The following is a 17,092-nucleotide window of genomic DNA, read 5'->3' as shown; positions in this document are numbered from 1 at the left end:
ATGCGCCATTTCCACCTCTCGCGTTCTTTCCTCCTGCGCCTGTCGCTCTTCGGCATCGCCGGCCTCTTCCTGGTGGCCATCGCGATCAGCTCCATGTCGTTGCGCACGGCGCGCATCGATCTCACGGCCGACCGCATCTATACGCTGACGCCAGGCACGCAGAACATCGTCGACAGCCTGCGCAAGCCGCTCACCCTCACCCTGTATTTTTCCGAGCACGCGACCCGCGACCTGCCGCAGTTGCGCAGCTACGAACAGCGCGTGCACGAGATGCTGCGCGAGATCGCGGTTCGCGCGCATGGCCGCATCCGGCTCAAGGTGATCGACCCGGTGCCTTATTCCGACGACGAGGACGCCGCCGAGAGCTATGGGCTCACGCCCGCCACCGGCGGGAGTAACGGTGAGCGCGTGTTCTTCGGCCTGGTTGGCACGGCCGGCACGGGTGACGTGCCGCCGCAGGCGATCCCGTTCTTCGATCCCGCGCGAGAACCCTTCGTCGAATACGACATCGCCAAGCTGTTGTATGAGTTGGGCATGCCGCAAAAGCCGCGGTTGGGTGTCATCAGTTCGCTTCCCGTCGAGGGCAACCTGGTGATCGGCGAACCTTCCTGGGCAGTGGTGAGGCAACTCGACCAGCTGGCCGAGGTGACCAGCATCGATCCGGAAGGGCTGAAGCACATCGACCCGGCCCTGAAGGTGCTGTTGCTCATCCATCCCAAGCGCTTGTCCGACGACGCGCAGTACGCCATCGACCAGTACGTGCTGCATGGCGGCCACCTGGTCGTGTTCGTCGATCCCGATTCGGAAATGGACAACGCGCCGCTGGTGGACGCGCACGGCGTCGTCGACGATCACGATTCCGACCTGCGCCGCCTGTTCGAGGCCTGGGGCGTGGTCTACGACCCGGCCAAGGTCGTGCTCGACCGTTCGCAGGCGTTGACCATCGAACTGAACGGCAACAGCATCGGCCATCCGGCGATGCTGGGCCTGGGCACGCAGGATCTCAACCACGACGACGTGGTGACGGCCAGCCTGCAGCGGGTGAATTTCTCCACCGCCGGTTTCTTCGAGCTCGCGACCGACACAAAGGCGCGGCTGATCCCGCTGGTCCAGACCTCGGACGAGGCCGCCGTGATGTCCGCGCAGCGCGTGCGCGACGCGGCGGGCGACCCCACCAGCCTGCTGGAGAATTACGAGCCGACGCACGAACGCTACGTGCTCGCCGCGCGGTTGCGGGATACCTTCCGCACCGCTTTCCCGGAGCGCCGCGATCGTGGTCACCTGGACCGTGCCGTGGCGCCGGGCGAGGTGGTATTGGTGGCCGATACCGACCTGTTGTCGGACCGCCTGTGGATCGACGTGCAACCACTGCTGGGCCAGCAGCAACTCACGCCGTTCGCGAACAACGGCGATTTCGTGGCCAACCTCGTCGACAACCTGGGTGGCTCGACGGCACTTCTTTCCATTCGCGGGAGGGTGAATTCGCAGCGGCCCTTCACCCGCGTACGCGCGCTGCAGGCGGCCGCCGATCGCAAGTTCCTGGTCAAGAAGCGCGAACTGGAGAACGAGCTCTACGAGACCCAGCGCCGTCTCGCGGAATTGCAGCCGGCCAAGAACGGCGCGACGCCCACGACCGCCACTGCCGAGCAGCGCCGCGAGGTGGAGCAATACCTGCAACGCAAGCTGGCGATCGGCAAGGAGTTGCGCGATGTGCAGCATCAGCTAAACGCCGAGATCGATGCCCTGGGCTTGCGCCTGAAGTTCATCAATATCGTGCTGGTGCCGGGACTGGTCGCCCTGGTCGGCCTCATCTACGGTTGGCGGCGCACTCGGCGCAGCCGGCGGGTGGTCTGAGCACGTGCTCGACGGCGTGCTGAAGTGGATCGTGCCCTGGGAGTTCTCCTGGATCTTCCTTGCCGTCTTCGTCACGACGGCTTGGCTGTACGTGCGCGGGTCACGCCGCCTGCGGGTGCCGATGGAGCGGCGTGCCGCGTTCTGGGCAGGGATGGCGATGGTCTACATAGCCCTGCATACGTATTTCGATTATTTCGCGGAGCATGAGTTCTTCATGCACCGCATCCAGCAGGTGCTGCTGCACCACCTCGCGCCGCTACTGCTCATCGCCGCTTATCCGGCTACCGCGTTGCGCGCGGGGTTGCCGCTCGCATGGCGCGTACGGTTGCGCCGGGCGCAGCGATCCTCGCCGTGGCGCGTGTTCGCCGCGCTGGCGTTCAACCCCGTTTTCGTCACGGTCTTCTTCGTCGCCCTGATCCTCGTCTGGCTGATTCCGGACATGCAGACCCTGGCGATGCTCGACTGGCGCATCTATCGCGCGATGAACTGGTCGATGGTGCTGTCAGGCCTGTCCTATTGGTGGCTCGTGCTCGATCACCGGCCCAAGCCACCGGGCCGGATGGCACCGGGCTGGCGGGTGTTGTCGCCGGGGATCACGATGACGCCGCAGATCGTGGCCGGCGCCATCGTCACCTTCTCGAAGACCGACCTCTATCCCATCTTCGAGATCTGCGGCCGGGCGTTCACCCTCAACGTGCTCACCGGCCAGTTGATCGGCGGCGTGATCATGTGGGTGCCGGCGGCGATGATCGAATCGGCCGGCGGCCTGTTGGCCTTGCGTCAATGGTTGCGGTTGTCGCGCAACGGGCGCCTGCCACGCAGGGCGCCCGTGCGGCGGCGTGCCACGGCAGGTCAGTAGGCTTTCGGTACGCGTGCCGCCTTGCGGGTGACCTTGTCCTTCTTCGGCTTGCCCTTCAACGGAGGGAGGTCGAACTCCTTGTCGGGGCACATCTTGTCGGGCACCTGGTCGAGCAGGTGGCGGATGAGGTCGAGGCGCCCGGTTTTCTGGTCGTTGAAGTCGGCCACGAACCACGGGGCATCCCGGGTGTCGGTGCGCTGGATCATGGCATCGCGCAGGTCGCCCATTTCGGCGTACTTTTCCCTCGCCTTCAGGTCCACCGGCGACAGCTTCCAGCGCTTCAGCGGATCCGCCGCGCGCTCGGCGAAGCGTTCCTCCTGCTGGTCCTGGTCCACGGAAAGCCAGTACTTGAAGAGCAGGATGCCGTCGTCGGTGAGCTGCTTCTCGAAGGTGGGGCAGGCCTTCATGAAGGCATCGTATTGCTCGTCGGTACAGAAGCCCATGGCCGGTTCCACCACGGCGCGGTTGTACCAGCTGCGGTCGAACAGCACGAGTTCACCCGCCTGGGGCAGGTGGGCCACGTAACGCTGGAAATACCACTGCGTGTCCTCGCCGGGAGACGGCTTGCCGAGCGCAACGACACGTGCGGCGCGCGTGTCGAGCTTGTCGGTGATCGCCTTGATCGTTCCGCCCTTGCCCGCGGCGTCGCGGCCCTCGAAGATCACCACCATGCGCTTGCCGGTGGCGCGCAGCCAGCGGGTGAGGCCGACCAGCTCCACCTGCAGTTCTTCGAGCGCCTTGTCGTAAGCCTTGCTTTTCTTGCCCATCGATGCGTTCCGCGGGGGGGTGAGGGGCATTGTGCGACAAGACGCCCTTATCCGCCCGCTGTCAGCGTCTGAAGCTCGTCGGCCTGGTGTTCGCGGGTGAGGGTATCGATCAGTTCGTCGAGGTCGCCCTGCATCACCTCGGTCAGGCGGTAGAGGGTGAGGTTGATTCGATGGTCGGTGATCCGGCCCTGCGGGAAGTTGTAAGTGCGGATGCGCTGGCTGCGGTCGCCGGAGCCCACCTGGAGCCGCCGCGATTCCGCCTGCGCGGCGCTCTGCTTGCTGCGTTCGGCATCCAGCAGGCGTGCCTTCAACAGGCTCATCGCACGGGCGCGGTTCTTGTGCTGGCTGCGCTCATCCTGGCACTCGACGACGGTACCGGTGGGCAGATGGGTGATGCGGATCGCCGAATCGGTCTTGTTGACGTGCTGGCCGCCGGCACCGGACGCGCGGAAGGTATCCACCTTGAGGTCGGCGTCGCGCAATTCGATATCGTCCACCTCGTCCTGCTCGGGCAGGATCGCGACGGTGGCCGCCGAGGTATGGATACGGCCTTGCGATTCCGTTTCCGGCACACGCTGCACGCGATGCGTGCCCGATTCGAACTTCAGCTTCGAATACGCGCCACGGCCTTCGATGCGGGCGACGATTTCCTTGTATCCGCCGTGTTCGCCTTCATTCGCGTTAAGGATTTCCACGTGCCAGCGCTGGCGCTCGGCGTAGCGCGCATACATGCGGAAGAGGTCGCCGGCGAAGATCGCCGCCTCGTCGCCGCCGGTGCCGGCGCGGACTTCGAGGAACAGGTTGCCTTCGTCGCGCGGGTCCTTCGGCAGCAGCAGGATCTGCAACTCGCTGTCGAGCCGGGCCAGGTGCGATTCGATGCGTTCGATATCGTCGGACGCCATGTCGCGCATCTCGGGATCGTCGAGCATCGCCCGGGATTCCGCGAGTTCGCGCTCGGCCCGGTCGTGATCCTTCAGGGACAGGGCGACGGGTTCGAGCTGGGCGTATTCACGCGAAAGATCGCGGAAGCGCTGGCCGTCGGCGAGGACGTCCGGCTGCGCGAGCAGCAGGCCGATCTCCTCGTGGCGTTCGGCGAGGGCTTCGAGTTTGCGGCGGATCGAGGGAGTCATTCGGGGCACGAGGTCCGGCTGTAGCCGTACATCATGCGGAAACGTCGTCGTCCGGGTCCAGTCCGTAGAGCCGGCCGGCGGCATGGAGCAGGTCGAGGTCGCCGGACATGGCCGCATCGCGCAGGCGTGCGCTGGGCGTATGCAGGAGCTTGTTGGTCAGGGTGTTGGCGAGGAAGGCGAGGGCTTCGTCGGCGGGACGCCCCCTGGCCAGCATCGCCTGCGCCTTGGCCAGGACCTCGTCGCGCTGGGCCTCGGCGGCGATGCGCATGTCCACGGCGGGATTGCGCAGGCTCAGGGCGCGGCGCCAGGCCATGTAGCGCTCGACCTGGAGGTCGATGATGGCGTCCGCCTCGCGGGCCGCGAGTTCGCGCGAGCGGCGGTTCTCGTCGATCACCTGCTTAAGGTCGTCGATGCCGTAGAGGTAGACGTCGTCTAGCTGCGCGACCTCGGCCTCGATGTCGCGCGGCACCGCGATATCGACCATGAACATCGGCCGGCGCCGGCGGGCGGCGATCGCGTCGGCGACCATGCGGCGGGTCACCACCGGCTGCCGCGCGGCGGTGGAGGTGATGACGATATCGGCCTCCGCGAGGTGTCGGGGCAGGTCGGCCAGCGAGATGGCGTAGGCGCCATACCGGCCGGCCAGTTCCTGGGCGTTCTCCAGGGTGCGGTTCGCGACGATCAGCCGGCGTACGTTCTTGTCGGCGAGGTGGCGTGCGGCCAGCTCGATCGTCTCACCGGCGCCGATCAGCAGCACGCAGGCCTGGCGGAGGTCGGTGAAGACCTGCTCGGCTAGCCGCACGGCGGTATAGGCGACGGACACCGTATGCGCGCCGATCCGGGTGTCCGTGCGCACACGCTTGGCCACGGCGAACGTGTGCTGGAGCAACCGTTCCATGGGGGCGCGCAGGCTCTGTGCCGACCGCGCCTGCTGGTAGGCGTCCTTCACCTGGCCGAGGATCTGCGGCTCGCCCAGCACCATGGAGTCGAGCCCGGTGGCCACGCGGAACATGTGGCGCACGGCGTCGTGCTCGTCGTGCCGGTAGAGGAACTCGTCGAGGCGTTGCGGGGTCAATCGGTGTTGCCGGGACAGCCACTGGCCAGGCACCGACTCGAAGCCTTCCGCCACGCTGCAATAAAGCTCGGTCCGGTTGCAGGTGGAGAGGATCATCGCCTCCTCTATCCCGGGTTGCCGGGTGAGGTCGCCCAGCGCCTCCGGTGCCACCGTGGCGTCGAATGCCACCTGCTCGCGCAGGCTGACCGGCGCGGTGAGGTGATTGAGCCCGAGGGCGATGAGTGGCATGACGGGCTTGGGTCGGCTTGGGTGGCGTCGGCTAAGCTAAGGGCGCATTGTGCGCTCACAAGGCGTCGGGCGCTTGCAGACGCCTATCGGGAATGACGGAGAGTAGTGTGCTGAGCGGTCGGTCCAAGTTCAAGCAAGTGCGGCATTTTGTGGTCCTGGCCGCGCTGGCGGCGGCGCTGGGCGGTTGCGTCACGGCTCCCGTGGAGGCGCCGAAGGCCATCCGCACGGGTGTGCAGCCGCTCGACCGCCTGCAGGTGGCCATCGTCCCACCCGAACGCGATCTCCAGGCCCAGCTGATGGTCGGCGACTTCGCCCTGGCCGCCAGCGATCTCAAGGGCGCCTCGGACGCCTACGGGCGGGCCGCCCCCCTCAGCGACGATCCCAAGGTGGCCGCGCGGGCCACCGAGCTGGCCCTGGCCGTCCACGACCAGGCGGCCGCCGGCAAGGCGCTCGACCGCTGGGCGGCGCTGGGTGCCAGGCCCGCCGAGCTGGCCGCGGCGCGCGCGCGCATGGCCTTGGACCGGGGCGATACGGCAGACGCCCAGCGCCAGCTGGAGGCCCTGGTCGCCACGGGCGATCCGGACGCCTGGCGCGAATTCGGACGGATACTGGTGACCGCGCGCGATGCCGCCCAGGCCGGTGTCCTGCTGGAGCGCATCGCCACCCCGCAGCGCTTGCCGAACGATTCCACCGCCTGGCTGGCGATGAGCGAACTCGGCGAGAATCTGGGTCGCCACGACTACGCGAAGACCGTCGGCGACGCGGCGCTGGCCCGTTTCCACGATGGCACCACCTATGCCTGGGCGGGGCAGCAGAAGTTCCGGGCGGGCGATAAGGAAGGTGCGAAGAAATTGTTCGCCAAGGCCGTGGCGAAGGACCCGAAGAACCCTCGGCTGCGCCTCGCCTACGCCACCTTGCTGATCCAGGGCGGGGACGAGAAGTCCGCGACGAAACTTCTCGCCAGCGGTCCGCAGAACGGCGATACCTACGCCATGCGCATGACGCTGGCCGCGCGCGCCAGCGACAAGGCGGCGATCCGTCGCCTGTACGACGAGATCCGCAAGCAGCCGGACGACGTGCAGGCCGATAACGCCTTCACGCTCGGCCAGCTGGCGGAACTGCTCGGCAAACAGGAAGACGCGCTCGACTGGTACGCCGCCGTGGGCGACGACGACCCGCGCATCTTCGATGCCTCTGTGCGCAGCGCCGTGATCCTGCACCTGCAGGGCAAGGACGATGACGCCCATGAAATCGTGGCCGAATTGCAGACCACCTATGCCGACCGCCCCGAGCAACTGCGCAAGGCGTTCGCGGTCGATGGCGAGCTGTACATGGACGCGCGCCGCTTCGATGCCGCCGTGGATGCCTACGACAAGGCACTGCGCGTGAAACCCGACGACACGGACATGCTCTACGGCCGCGGCCTGGCCTACGCCGAGGCCGGCCGGATCGATCAGGCCGTGGCCGATTTCCGCAAGGTGCTCGAACTGAAGCCCGGCGATGTAGAGGCCAGCAATGCGCTGGGCTATACGCTGGCCGACAACGATCGCGATCTCGGTGAAGCACAGAGTCTCATACAGGCCGCCCGCGCGGCCCGGCCGGACGATCCCTCCGTGGCCGATTCATGGGGCTGGCTGAAGTTTCGCCAGGGCCAGCTGGACCAGGCCGAAAGCACCCTGCGCGGCGCCTGGGCCCAGCGCAAGGACGCCGATATCGGCGTTCACCTGGCCGAGGTGCTATGGAGCCGTGGCCAGCACGACGAAGCGCGCAAGCTGCTGAACGAGGTGCGCCGCATCGATCCGAAGAACGCCACGCTGCAGAAGACCGAGCGGAAGCTCAATCCTTGATGGCTGTTCGCAAGCACCCATCGCCGCTGAAGCGGGGCTCCCACGACATCACGACTCGCGCGAGAGTCCCTGTGGGAGCCGCTTCAGCGGCGATCCCTGCAAAGCGCGGTCTTCATCCCACTCGTGAAACCCCACCGATGACCCGGTTCCTACCCCTCGCGGCGATCGCCCTCATGCTCGCCGCCTGCGCCACGACGCGCCCGCCGCTCCACCAGGCCGGCGACGCCGTCACCCTCGGTATGCAGGAACAACGCGAGCGTAGCCTCGCCGACAGCGATCACTGGACCCTGCAAGGCCGGCTCTCCGTCTCCGACGGCAAGGACTCCGGCTCCGGCGGACTCACCTGGCGCCAGGACGGCGAACGTTATGAGTTCACCGTGCGCGCACCCGTCACCGGGCGCAGCTTCCGCCTGACCGGTGGCCCGGAAGGTGCCGAACTGGAAGGCCTGGACGGCGGCACGCGTCGCGGTCCCGACGCGGAATCGCTCATGGCCAGCGCCGTGGGCTGGCAGATCCCGATGACCGAACTCAGGCGATGGGTGCTCGGCCTGCGTGCCGACACCGGTCCCGCGGATATCGCCTTCGGGTCGGACCGCCTGCCGTCGCGCCTGGTGCAGGATGGTTGGACGGTCGACTATCGACAATGGGATGCCGCGAAGCAACCGCCGATGCCGGTGCGCGTGTTCGCCGAGAAAGCGCCGTACAAGGTGCGCCTGTCGATCGAGGACTGGTCTTTCGGCAGGTAGCCGACCGGTCCACGCGAAGCGCGCCGGTATACTCCGCGCCTTCCGAGCCGGCCCTTCCCCCATGCATTTCACCATCACCCGCGCCCACGACGACGATGCCGAGCATTTGTGCGCGATCGAGCGCGCGGCGGTCGAGCTGTTCCGTGGGCACGAGGCGTGGCCGTCGTATTCGCAGATGGCCTTGCCGCCGGACATCGTCCGTCAGCTGATCGCGCGGGGCCTGGTCTGGGTCGCTTCGGTGAAAGACGAGGTCATCGGTTTCGTCTGCCTCGATACCGATGGCGCGGCCGATGCCATTGGTGTCGCCGAGATCGACGTGTTGCCCGCCTTCGGTGGCAAGGGCGTCGGTGCCGCGTTGCTCGAACACGCCTGCGCGTGGGCTCGCGAGGCCGGTTATACGCGTGTGGATCTCGGCACCCTCGCCGACGTGCCCTGGAACGCGCCCTTCTACGCGAAACACGGGTTCCGGGTAGTCGACAAGCATGCCCCGGTGTTCGCCCGGGCCCTTGCGCGCGACCGCGAGAATGGCTTCCCCGACCACCTGCGCGTATTCATGAGCCGCGAGCTTGAACCGCTGGCCGAGGGCGACTGGACGGTGTGGCCCGCGCCCGCGAAGCTCAACCTGTTCCTGCGCATCGTCGGACGCCGCGAGGATGGCTACCACGAGTTGCAGACCGTTTTCCGCTTGCTGGACTGGGGCGACGAGGTGCGCCTGCGCATCCGTGCCGATGGCGCCATCGCCCGCCCGACGCCCGTGCCCGGCGTCCCCGAGGACGCCGACCTCACGGTCCGCGCCGCCCGCCTGCTGGCGGTGGAGACCGGCACGGCGCTGGGCGCGGAGATCGCGGTGTCCAAGCGCATCCCGATGGGAGGCGGCCTCGGTGGCGGAAGCTCGGATGCGGCAAGCGTCCTGGTCGGGCTCAATGCCCTTTGGGGCACGGGTCTGGACGAAGACGCCCTGGCGGCGTTGGGGTTGAGGCTGGGCGCCGACGTGCCGGTCTTCATCCGCGGGCGGTCGGCCTGGGCCGAGGGCGTGGGCGAGCGGCTCGTTCCCACGTCGCTGCCTCGGCGCTGGTACGTGGTGATCGACCCGCATGAACACGTGCCCACGGCGGCCCTGTTCGCCGCTCCCGAATTGACACGTAACGCCCCGCGGGCGACAATTTCGTCCTTTGTTTCCGGGGATTCGGCGGAGAACGCCTTCGAACCGGTGGTCCGTGCGCGCCATCCGCGGGTGGCCGCGGCGCTCGACTGGCTGGCTGGCTTCGGCCATGCACGCCTGTCCGGCAGCGGCGGCTGCGTCTTCCTGGAAACGAGAACCCACGAGGCGGCGCTTGGCGTCGCCTCGCGCTGTCCCGGGGGCTTCACCGCCCATGTGGCGGCGGGCGTCGATCCTTCACCGCTGCTCGTGGCGCGGGGCCGGATCGAGGCGAGGGGAATCGTGTCGTAAGGACGGGTAGGGCCGCGGGCTGCGGCAAAGCCATGGCGAGCGGATCGGCTCGCTGGAACGAATTGTTGGGGCGTCGCCAAGCTGGTTAAGGCACGGGATTTTGATTCCCGCATGCGCAGGTTCGAATCCTGCCGCCCCAGCCACCGTTCGCGGTGGCAAAGACGAACCAACCCACTCTCACGCCAGGAGTTCCTCCGTGGATACGTCCACCCCGATGCTGTTCAGCGGCAATGCGCACCGCGCGCTTGCCGACGATGTCGCCGCCCGTCTCGGCATTCCGCTGGGCAAGGCCCTCGTTGGCCGGTTCAGCGATGGCGAGGCACAGGTCGAGATCGAAGAGAACGTGCGCAAGCAGGAAGTCTTCGTGATCCAGCCGACGGGTGCGCCCAGCGCGGAGAACCTGTTCGACCTGCTGGTCCTGGTGGACGCGCTCAAGCGCGCCTCGGCCGGCAGCGTCACCGCGGTGATGCCGTATTTCGGCTACGCCCGCCAGGATCGCCGCCCGCGTTCGGCGCGCGTGCCGATCACGGCGAAGCTGGCCGCCAAGATGATCGCCACGGCCGGCGCGGACCGCGTGCTCACGATCGACCTGCACGCGGACCAGATCCAGGGATTCTTCGATATCCCGGTCGACAACGTGTACGCCTCGCCGGTGCTCCTGGCCGACATCTGGCGTCACCACAGCATGGACGACCTGATCGTGGTCAGCCCGGACGTCGGTGGCGTGGTGCGTGCGCGTGCGCTCGCCAAGCGCCTCGACGACGCCGACCTCGCGATCATCGACAAGCGCCGCCCGAAGGCGAACGTGGCCACGGTCATGAACATCATCGGCGACGTGGAAGGCAAGACCTGCGTGCTGGTGGACGACATCGTCGACACCGCCGGCACGCTCTGCGCCGCCGCGGCGGCGTTGAAGGAAAAGGGCGCCCGCAAGGTCGTCGCCTACTGCGTGCATCCGGTGCTCTCGGGTGCGGCTATCGACAACCTGGAGCACTCCCAGCTCGACCAGTTGGTGGTGACCAATACGCTGCCATTGCGCGATAACGCCCGTAACTGTGCGAAAATCCGCCAGTTGTCGGTCGCGGAACTACTCGCGGAGACGATCCGCCGCATCGCCTTCGGCGAATCGGTGAGCTCGCTCTACATCGACTGATCCATCGTTTTTCGGGCTCCCCTGGTCGCGGGGGAGCCCTTTACCCACCGCCGCGAGGCGGTTTACTTGAGGCAACACCATGGCTACCAATCATCAGCTCACGGCCACGAGCCGCAGTGTGGAAGGGAAGGGTGCGAGCCGCCGCCTTCGCATCGCGGGCTACGTGCCGGCGATCGTGTACGGCGCGGGCGAAGCCCCGCAGGCGATCCAGGTCCTTCACAACGACGTGCTGCTCGGCTCGCGTTTCGAGTCGTTCTACTCGTCGGTGATCGAACTGACCGTCGACGGCAAGAAGCAGAAGGTCCTGATCAAGGACTGGCAGAAGCATCCGTTCAAGCAGCTCATGCTGCACATGGACTTCCAGCGCGTGAACGAGAACGAGGCCATCAAGGTCGCCGTTCCGGTGCATTTCCTGAACCAGGAGAAGTCCCCGGCCGGCAAGACCGCTGGTCTGGTGATCTCGCACAACCTGACGGAAGTGACCGTCTCGTGCCTGCCGAAGAACCTGCCGGAGTTCATCGAACTCGACCTGGCCGACCTGAAGGCCGGCGACATCATCCACCTGTCCGACCTCAAGCTGCCGGCCGGCGTGGAAATCCCGGAACTGGGCCTCGGCAAGGAGCACGACGTCGCGGTCGTCACCGTGGCCTCGATCCAGGAAGAAGTCGACCCGGCAGCGGCCGAGGGTGGCGAAACCCCGCCGGCCGACGAGAAGAAGTAATCGGCACCGTGTGGGAGCCGCTTCAGCGGCGATGGACGCCACGGCGTCACCGCTCCGTTGGCTTTTCGCCGATGAATCGGCTCCCACATGCCTGATGCGAACAATGGCGACGCTTCGTCTTATTGTCGGCCTCGGTAACCCCGGGGCCGAATACGTCAGGACCCGGCACAACGCCGGGTTCTGGTGTGTCGATGCCCTGGCCATGGACCAGGGGGAGCGTTGGGCCTTCGACGGCAAGCTGCATGGCGAGACCTGCAAGCTGCGCATCGGGGGCGACACCGTCTGGCTGCTCAAGCCCGCGACGTTCATGAACAAGAGTGGCATCGCCGTCGCCTCGGCGCTGCGCTACTACAAGATCGCGCCGGAGGAGTGCCTCGTCGCCCACGACGAACTGGACCTCCCGCCCGGCACCGTCCGCATGAAGTTCGATGGCGGCCACGGCGGCCAGAACGGATTGCGCGACATCGTGGCCCACCTGGGTCACGGCAAGTTCCATCGCCTGCGGATCGGCATCGGCCATCCGGGGCACAAGGACAAGGTCACCCCGTGGGTGCTCGGGCGCCCCAACGCGGCCGACGAGGACGCCATCATGCACGGCATCGGGCGCGCGTTCGACGTGCTGCCCCTGGCGCTCGACGGCAAGTTCGACGAGGCGATGAAGCGCCTGCACACGGTCGCCTGACCGCCCCCAACACCAACCGGACACAAGATTCGCCATGGGCATCAAATGCGGCATCGTCGGCCTTCCCAACGTCGGCAAGTCCACCCTGTTCAACGCGCTGACCAAGGCCGGCATCGCCGCGGCCAACTTCCCGTTCTGCACGATCGAGCCGAACACCGGCATCGTGCCGGTGCCCGATCCCCGCCTGGACGAGCTGGCCACCATCGTGAAGCCGCAGCGCGTGATCCCCACCACGATGGAGTTCGTCGACATCGCGGGCCTGGTCGCCGGCGCGTCGAAGGGTGAAGGCCTGGGCAACAAGTTCCTGGCTCATATCCGCGAGACCGATGCCATCGCCCACGTCGTTCGCTGCTTCGAAGACGGCAACGTGATCCATGTGGCGAACAAGGTCGATCCCATCGCCGACATCGAGACCATCGATACGGAACTGGCGCTGGCCGATCTGGAAGCCGTGCTGAAGGCGCTCGACCGCGCCACCCGCTCGGCCAAGGCGAACGACAAGGACGCCCTGGCGAGGAAGCCGGTGCTCGAGAAGCTCGCCAAGGCCCTGGACCAGGGCAAGTCGGCGCGCGCCGCCGGCCTCGACGCCGAGGAAAAAGCCCTCGTCCGCGACATGTTCCTGATCACCATGAAGCCGCTCATGTACATCGCGAACGTCGCGGAGGACGGCTTCGAGAACAACCCGCACCTGGACGCCGTGCGCGCCCGAGCCGTGGAAGAGGGCGCCGAGGTGGTGCCCGTCTGCGCGGCCATCGAGGAAGAGCTGTCCCAGCTGGAAGACGCCGACCGCGACGAGTTCCTCAAGGACCTGGGCCTCGACGAACCGGGCCTCAACCGCGTGATCCGCGCGGGCTACAGGCTGCTCGGCCTGCAGACCTATTTCACCGCCGGCGAGAAGGAAGTCCGCGCCTGGCAGGTCCGCGCCGGCTCCACCGCGCCGCAGGCCGCCGCGGTCATCCACACCGACTTCGAGCGCGGTTTCATCCGTGCCGAGACGGTCGCCTACGACGACTTCATCAAGTTCAAGGGCGAGCAGGGCGCGAAGGAAGCTGGCCGCCTGCGCCTGGAAGGCAAGGAGTACCTCGTCAAGGAAGGCGACATCCTGCACTTCCGCTTCAACGTCTGACCAGAATCTCCGCGGGAGCCCATGAAAGGCCCCTCGGAGCCCTGTGGAGCCCTGTGAGCCCTGTGAGCCCTGTGAGCCCTGTGGGAGCCGCTTCAGCGGCGATCCCGCGGCAGCGGGCCAGGGTGCATCAGACGCAATTGAATCGCTTGCAATCTAATCTCGGCGACCCTATCTTGGCATCATGAGCAAGAAGTCCCTGCCAGCCGGCCTGGAGCCCCCGCGTACCCTCGACGGGCAGCTGTGCTTCGCGCTGTATTCGGCGAACCTGGCCATGGGCAAGCTCTACCGCCAGTTGCTGGCGAAGCTGGACCTCACCTACCCGCAGTACCTGGTCATGCTGGTGCTGTGGGAGGGCGACGGGATCACGGTCTCGGAGTTGGGCGAGCGCCTGTACCTCGATTCCGCCACGCTCACGCCCTTGCTCAAGCGCCTGCAATCGGCGGGCCTGGTGCAACGTACGCGCGGCACGCGGGATGAGCGGCAGGTCATCGTCACCCTGACCGACGAAGGCCGCGCACTGCGCGAGAACGCCAGCCATGTGCCGGAAGAGGTTTTCTGCGCGACCGGCTGCGAGGTCGACGAGTTGCGCGGGCTCAAGCGGCAACTGGAAACATTGCGCTCCAGCCTGATCGACGGCAATGCGAGCTGAGGCCCTGCCTCGGCGATAAGGGTTCAGCCTTCCGGCGCGGTCATCTGCCGCTGCATGTGGTCGAGGTACAGGTCGAGTTCCGTCACGTTGGCGAACACCTCGGCGACAGGCACCGCCTTCACGATGTCGAAAACCTTCTTGACCTGCGGTTGCGGGTTGAGCAGCAGCGTGCGGCCCTCGCGATCGTGCATCTGCTTGCGCAGTTGCGCGAGGCTGCGCAGCCCGGCGCTGCTGATGTATTCCAGCGCCGACAGGTCGATGACCAGGGTGCCGCCGTTGTCGACCAGTGGCGTGATGTCGCGCATCGCCTCGTCGAACGCGGCGAACGTCGCGGCATCGAGCCGCCCTTCGAGCCACACGGTGCTGCGGTCGGTGGTCGGACTTTCGCTGCGGACGATGAGGGTCATGTGGCGGGCTCGTCGAAAGGGTCGAAGCGGATGACGACACGATTGCCGTGTGCGTCGCGTGCATAGTGGAAGTCGCTGGCGATGCTGCGAGCCAGGTGCAACCCGAGACCGCCGATATCGCGGCGCGCGATGTCCCCGGGAAGGTGTGGAGGCTCGTGCTGGAACGGATCGAACGCCATGGCATCGTCGCGCAATTCCAGGTGGACCGCATCGGCCTTGATCCGGAGCGTGATCTCGATGCTGCCGTCGCGCCCGTCCGGGTAACCGTGGCGCACCGTGTTCACCAGCAGTTCCTCGAGCACGAGGCGTACGTCCGCGCGGCAGGCGGGATCGATCTCGGCACGGTCCAGCGTGCCTTCGGCCCGGTCCAGCGCGAGGAAGACATCCTCGAGCCGGTTAGGAATGCGCAGCCGCATCGAGGCGGACTCCCTCGGCACCGCTGTCGTGCCAGGTGAGCGCGAGCAGGGCGATGTCGTCGTAGGCGGCGGCCCCGTCCACATAGGCGTCGACGTCGCCGAGGACACGTTCCACGTAGGCTTCCGGCGCGGCGCCATCCTCGATGCGTGCGACACTGTCGAGGATCGCATGGGTGCCGTAAAGGCGCTGGTTTCCCGCATGCGCCTCGCTGACGCCATCGGTGTACATGAGCAAGGTATCGCCCCCAAGCAGCGTAAGTACCCGCACAGGGTAGCGCGCTTCGCGGTCCAGGCCGAGCGCCGGCCCGGTTTCCACGTCCACCAGGATCGCGCTGCCCCCGGCGTGCAGCACCGGTTGCTCGTGGCCGGCGCTGGCCAGCGTGAGCAGTCCGGTCTCGGTTTCGACGACACCGCAAAGCAGGGTGACGAACATGCAGGTGTCGTTGCCTTTGCAAAGCTCCCGGTTCAGCGCACCCAGGATGTCACTGGGCGATCGGGCATGGGTGGCGAGAGTGCGCGCGAGGGTGATCGTGCGTGCCATGAACAGCGCGGCGGGGATGCCCTTGTCCGAGACATCGCCCACCATGACGCAGACATGCCGCGCACCGAGGGTGAAATAGGTGTACAGGTCGCCACCCACCGCGCTCGCCGGGCGCAGCGCGGCATGCAGTTCGATACGGCCGTCCGCCGCCAGCCAGTGCGGCTCGGGGATCAGGGCCAACTGGATCTGCCGGGCGATCTCCAGTTCGCTGGTCATGCGCTCCTGCTCGCGGGCGATGCGCTTGGCCGTGTCGATGTGACCCGCCAGCTGGTGTCGCATCTGGTCGAACGCACGCGTGAGTCGGCCCACCTCGTCGTTGCGCCGCAGCTGGGGCAGCGCGAAGTCGAGTTCGCCGCGCGCGACGTCCTCGACGCGCTCGGAGAGGACTACCAGCGGGGCCATCAGCCGCCGCGTGATGACCAGTGCGATGAGGGAGACGCCGGCCAGTGCGAGAACACCGAGGAGGATGTCCACCGCGTAGGCCTGGCGAAGATCGGCCAGGACCTGCCGCTCTGGCATCGTCAGGCCGAAGGTCCAACTGGTGCCGGAAATCGGGACGAAGTAGACCCATACCGGCTCGCTGACCCGGCCACCCATCTCGGGCGTGATCCTGACCGGGTTGCGCCCCTCGGCGATGGCCGCGAGCAGCGGCTTGCTGCCGCGCGTGCCGATGTAGGAGGTCCAGTCGTGAGCGAGGAACTCGCCGCTGGTGTCGATGACGAAGGCCGAGGCGTGCTCCGGTTTGTTCAGCTCTCCCAGCAGTTGCTGTAGCCAGCCGAGGCTGATGGTGGCGTCGGCGACGCCGATCACGGACTGGGGCTTGCCGGGGATGGCGACGGAATAACCCACGAGCGGATCGCTGCGGTCCACCGAATGGAAGGGTGCCTGCCAGCATCCACGTTCGCAGTTCAGTCCGCGGACGAACCATGGCGCTCGCCAGTACAGCTCGGGGTCGGCCAGGCGGCTGCCCATGCTCAGCTTGCCGTCTATCGCGCGCCGGGCCACCGGGGCGTCCTCGTCGCGGGGCGCATCCGTGTTGCGCGGGATGAAGGCGGCGGTGATGTCGACCAGTTCCGGATTGACCGCGAGGGTGTCCCGGATCAGGGCGGGTGCTTCGTCCCGGCGCGTGCCCAGGATGCCGGCGAGAACCTGGGACACCTTGGCGACGCCGTCGATACGGCCCTTTATCCGTGTCGCAGCCCAGCCTGAGACGGCTGCGGCCTCGCGTTCCGTCTGCTTGAGGATCTGTTCCCGGGTATGCGACAGCATCAGCCCGCCTGTGACGACCAGGACGATCGCCGACCCCAGGAGAACTCCCAGGGCGAGCCGCGAGGCGACGCTGCGAAGGACCATAGAGCGCTCCAGTGGGCTATGCCTCGGAATCTATGCTGCCCCGGGCGGCCCCACAAGCTGCCGGAGCGTCATAATGTGATCTTTTCCC

At 67.1% G+C, this 17,092-nt stretch carries 16 protein-coding genes and 1 tRNA gene; 11 read left to right on the top strand and 6 right to left on the bottom strand.

Features of this window, described 5'->3' with window-relative positions:
- On the top strand, positions 1–1,854 hold the full coding sequence (locus ACN9M2_RS14850) for a GldG family protein (protein WP_426285421.1): 1,854 nt from the start codon (positions 1–3) through the stop codon (positions 1,852–1,854).
- A gap of 4 nt (positions 1,855–1,858) precedes the next feature.
- Positions 1,859–2,713, top strand: a complete 855-nt coding sequence (locus ACN9M2_RS14845; protein ID WP_426285420.1) for a cytochrome c oxidase assembly protein — start codon at positions 1,859–1,861, stop codon at positions 2,711–2,713.
- Here ACN9M2_RS14845 and ppk2 read toward each other — a convergent pair.
- Genes ppk2 through hemA form a run of 3 tightly spaced genes read right to left on the bottom strand, consistent with a single transcriptional unit; the run spans position 2,707 to position 5,913 of the window.
- Entirely contained in the window at positions 2,707–3,480 is a 774-nt protein-coding gene (gene ppk2, locus ACN9M2_RS14840) for a polyphosphate kinase 2 (RefSeq protein ID WP_426285419.1), read from the bottom strand. The two genes, ACN9M2_RS14845 and ppk2, sit on opposite strands and share 7 nt — an antisense overlap.
- 47 nt (positions 3,481–3,527) lie before the next feature.
- Complete coding sequence (prfA, locus tag ACN9M2_RS14835; protein ID WP_426285418.1) at positions 3,528–4,610, bottom strand: peptide chain release factor 1; 1,083 nt, start codon at positions 4,608–4,610, stop codon at positions 3,528–3,530.
- 31 nt (positions 4,611–4,641) lie between these two features.
- Entirely contained in the window at positions 4,642–5,913 is a 1,272-nt protein-coding gene (gene hemA / locus ACN9M2_RS14830) for a glutamyl-tRNA reductase (protein WP_426285417.1), read from the bottom strand.
- Positions 5,914–6,020: 107 nt separating this feature from the next.
- Between hemA and ACN9M2_RS14825 the strand changes: the two genes are divergently transcribed.
- The 9 genes from ACN9M2_RS14825 (at position 6,021) to ACN9M2_RS14785 (ending at position 14,287) form a co-directional block, all read left to right on the top strand.
- Positions 6,021–7,760 (top strand): tetratricopeptide repeat protein, encoded by a 1,740-nt coding sequence (locus ACN9M2_RS14825; RefSeq protein ID WP_426285416.1) that lies wholly within the window; start codon positions 6,021–6,023, stop codon positions 7,758–7,760.
- A 137-nt stretch (positions 7,761–7,897) separates the two neighbouring features.
- Positions 7,898–8,506, top strand: a complete 609-nt coding sequence (gene lolB, locus ACN9M2_RS14820) for a lipoprotein insertase outer membrane protein LolB (RefSeq protein WP_426285415.1) — start codon at positions 7,898–7,900, stop codon at positions 8,504–8,506.
- 61 nt (positions 8,507–8,567) lie between these two features.
- The gene (ispE, locus tag ACN9M2_RS14815; protein WP_426285414.1) at positions 8,568–9,956 is read left to right on the top strand and encodes a 4-(cytidine 5'-diphospho)-2-C-methyl-D-erythritol kinase; all 1,389 of its coding nucleotides are present in this window, start codon (positions 8,568–8,570) and stop codon (positions 9,954–9,956) included.
- 66 nt (positions 9,957–10,022) lie between these two features.
- Positions 10,023–10,099, top strand: a tRNA-Gln gene (locus ACN9M2_RS14810).
- Between the two features lie 71 nt (positions 10,100–10,170).
- The gene (locus tag ACN9M2_RS14805; protein WP_306850676.1) at positions 10,171–11,109 is read left to right on the top strand and encodes a ribose-phosphate diphosphokinase; all 939 of its coding nucleotides are present in this window, start codon (positions 10,171–10,173) and stop codon (positions 11,107–11,109) included.
- A gap of 79 nt (positions 11,110–11,188) precedes the next feature.
- A complete protein-coding gene (locus ACN9M2_RS14800; protein WP_426285413.1) occupies positions 11,189–11,830 on the top strand; it encodes a 50S ribosomal protein L25/general stress protein Ctc in 642 nt (213 codons plus the stop codon).
- A gap of 103 nt (positions 11,831–11,933) precedes the next feature.
- Positions 11,934–12,512: an aminoacyl-tRNA hydrolase gene (gene pth, locus ACN9M2_RS14795; protein WP_371023369.1), complete on the top strand. Its 579-nt coding sequence runs from the start codon at positions 11,934–11,936 to the stop codon at positions 12,510–12,512.
- A gap of 34 nt (positions 12,513–12,546) precedes the next feature.
- Positions 12,547–13,638, top strand: a complete 1,092-nt coding sequence (ychF, locus tag ACN9M2_RS14790) for a redox-regulated ATPase YchF (protein ID WP_426285412.1) — start codon at positions 12,547–12,549, stop codon at positions 13,636–13,638.
- Between the two features lie 181 nt (positions 13,639–13,819).
- Positions 13,820–14,287 (top strand): MarR family winged helix-turn-helix transcriptional regulator, encoded by a 468-nt coding sequence (locus ACN9M2_RS14785; RefSeq protein ID WP_426285411.1) that lies wholly within the window; start codon positions 13,820–13,822, stop codon positions 14,285–14,287.
- 23 nt (positions 14,288–14,310) lie between these two features.
- Here the strand turns inward: ACN9M2_RS14785 and ACN9M2_RS14780 are convergent, their stop codons facing one another.
- Genes ACN9M2_RS14780 through ACN9M2_RS14770 form a run of 3 tightly spaced genes read right to left on the bottom strand, consistent with a single transcriptional unit; the run spans position 14,311 to position 17,004 of the window.
- Positions 14,311–14,694: an STAS domain-containing protein gene (locus ACN9M2_RS14780; protein ID WP_426285410.1), complete on the bottom strand. Its 384-nt coding sequence runs from the start codon at positions 14,692–14,694 to the stop codon at positions 14,311–14,313.
- Positions 14,691–15,110, bottom strand: a complete 420-nt coding sequence (locus ACN9M2_RS14775) for an ATP-binding protein (RefSeq protein WP_426285409.1) — start codon at positions 15,108–15,110, stop codon at positions 14,691–14,693. The genes ACN9M2_RS14780 and ACN9M2_RS14775 overlap by 4 nt, the downstream gene beginning before the upstream one ends.
- Positions 15,091–17,004 (bottom strand): SpoIIE family protein phosphatase, encoded by a 1,914-nt coding sequence (locus ACN9M2_RS14770; RefSeq protein ID WP_426285408.1) that lies wholly within the window; start codon positions 17,002–17,004, stop codon positions 15,091–15,093. Before ACN9M2_RS14770 ends, ACN9M2_RS14775 begins: the two co-directional genes overlap by 20 nt.
- Positions 17,005–17,092 lie beyond the last annotated feature (88 nt).

The organism is Luteibacter sp. E-22, from assembly GCF_049913125.1.
Taxonomy (GTDB): Bacteria; Pseudomonadota; Gammaproteobacteria; order Xanthomonadales; family Rhodanobacteraceae; genus Luteibacter.
Note: the sequence above shows the minus strand (reverse complement) of the source record. Positions and strands in the feature narration are given on the sequence as shown.

Coding starts and splice junctions, on each gene's coding strand:
- ACN9M2_RS14850 (WP_426285421.1), top strand. CDS start 1: ATGCGCCATTTCCACCTCTCGCGTTCTTTCCTCCTGCGCCTGTCGCTC.
- ppk2 (WP_426285419.1), bottom strand. CDS start 3,480: ATGGGCAAGAAAAGCAAGGCTTACGACAAGGCGCTCGAAGAACTGCAG.
- prfA (WP_426285418.1), bottom strand. CDS start 4,610: ATGACTCCCTCGATCCGCCGCAAACTCGAAGCCCTCGCCGAACGCCAC.
- hemA (WP_426285417.1), bottom strand. CDS start 5,913: ATGCCACTCATCGCCCTCGGGCTCAATCACCTCACCGCGCCGGTCAGC.
- lolB (WP_426285415.1), top strand. CDS start 7,898: ATGACCCGGTTCCTACCCCTCGCGGCGATCGCCCTCATGCTCGCCGCC.
- ispE (WP_426285414.1), top strand. CDS start 8,568: ATGCATTTCACCATCACCCGCGCCCACGACGACGATGCCGAGCATTTG.
- ACN9M2_RS14805 (WP_306850676.1), top strand. CDS start 10,171: ATGCTGTTCAGCGGCAATGCGCACCGCGCGCTTGCCGACGATGTCGCC.
- ACN9M2_RS14800 (WP_426285413.1), top strand. CDS start 11,189: ATGGCTACCAATCATCAGCTCACGGCCACGAGCCGCAGTGTGGAAGGG.
- pth (WP_371023369.1), top strand. CDS start 11,934: ATGGCGACGCTTCGTCTTATTGTCGGCCTCGGTAACCCCGGGGCCGAA.
- ychF (WP_426285412.1), top strand. CDS start 12,547: ATGGGCATCAAATGCGGCATCGTCGGCCTTCCCAACGTCGGCAAGTCC.
- ACN9M2_RS14785 (WP_426285411.1), top strand. CDS start 13,820: ATGAGCAAGAAGTCCCTGCCAGCCGGCCTGGAGCCCCCGCGTACCCTC.
- ACN9M2_RS14780 (WP_426285410.1), bottom strand. CDS start 14,694: ATGACCCTCATCGTCCGCAGCGAAAGTCCGACCACCGACCGCAGCACC.
- ACN9M2_RS14775 (WP_426285409.1), bottom strand. CDS start 15,110: ATGCGGCTGCGCATTCCTAACCGGCTCGAGGATGTCTTCCTCGCGCTG.
- ACN9M2_RS14770 (WP_426285408.1), bottom strand. CDS start 17,004: ATGGTCCTTCGCAGCGTCGCCTCGCGGCTCGCCCTGGGAGTTCTCCTG.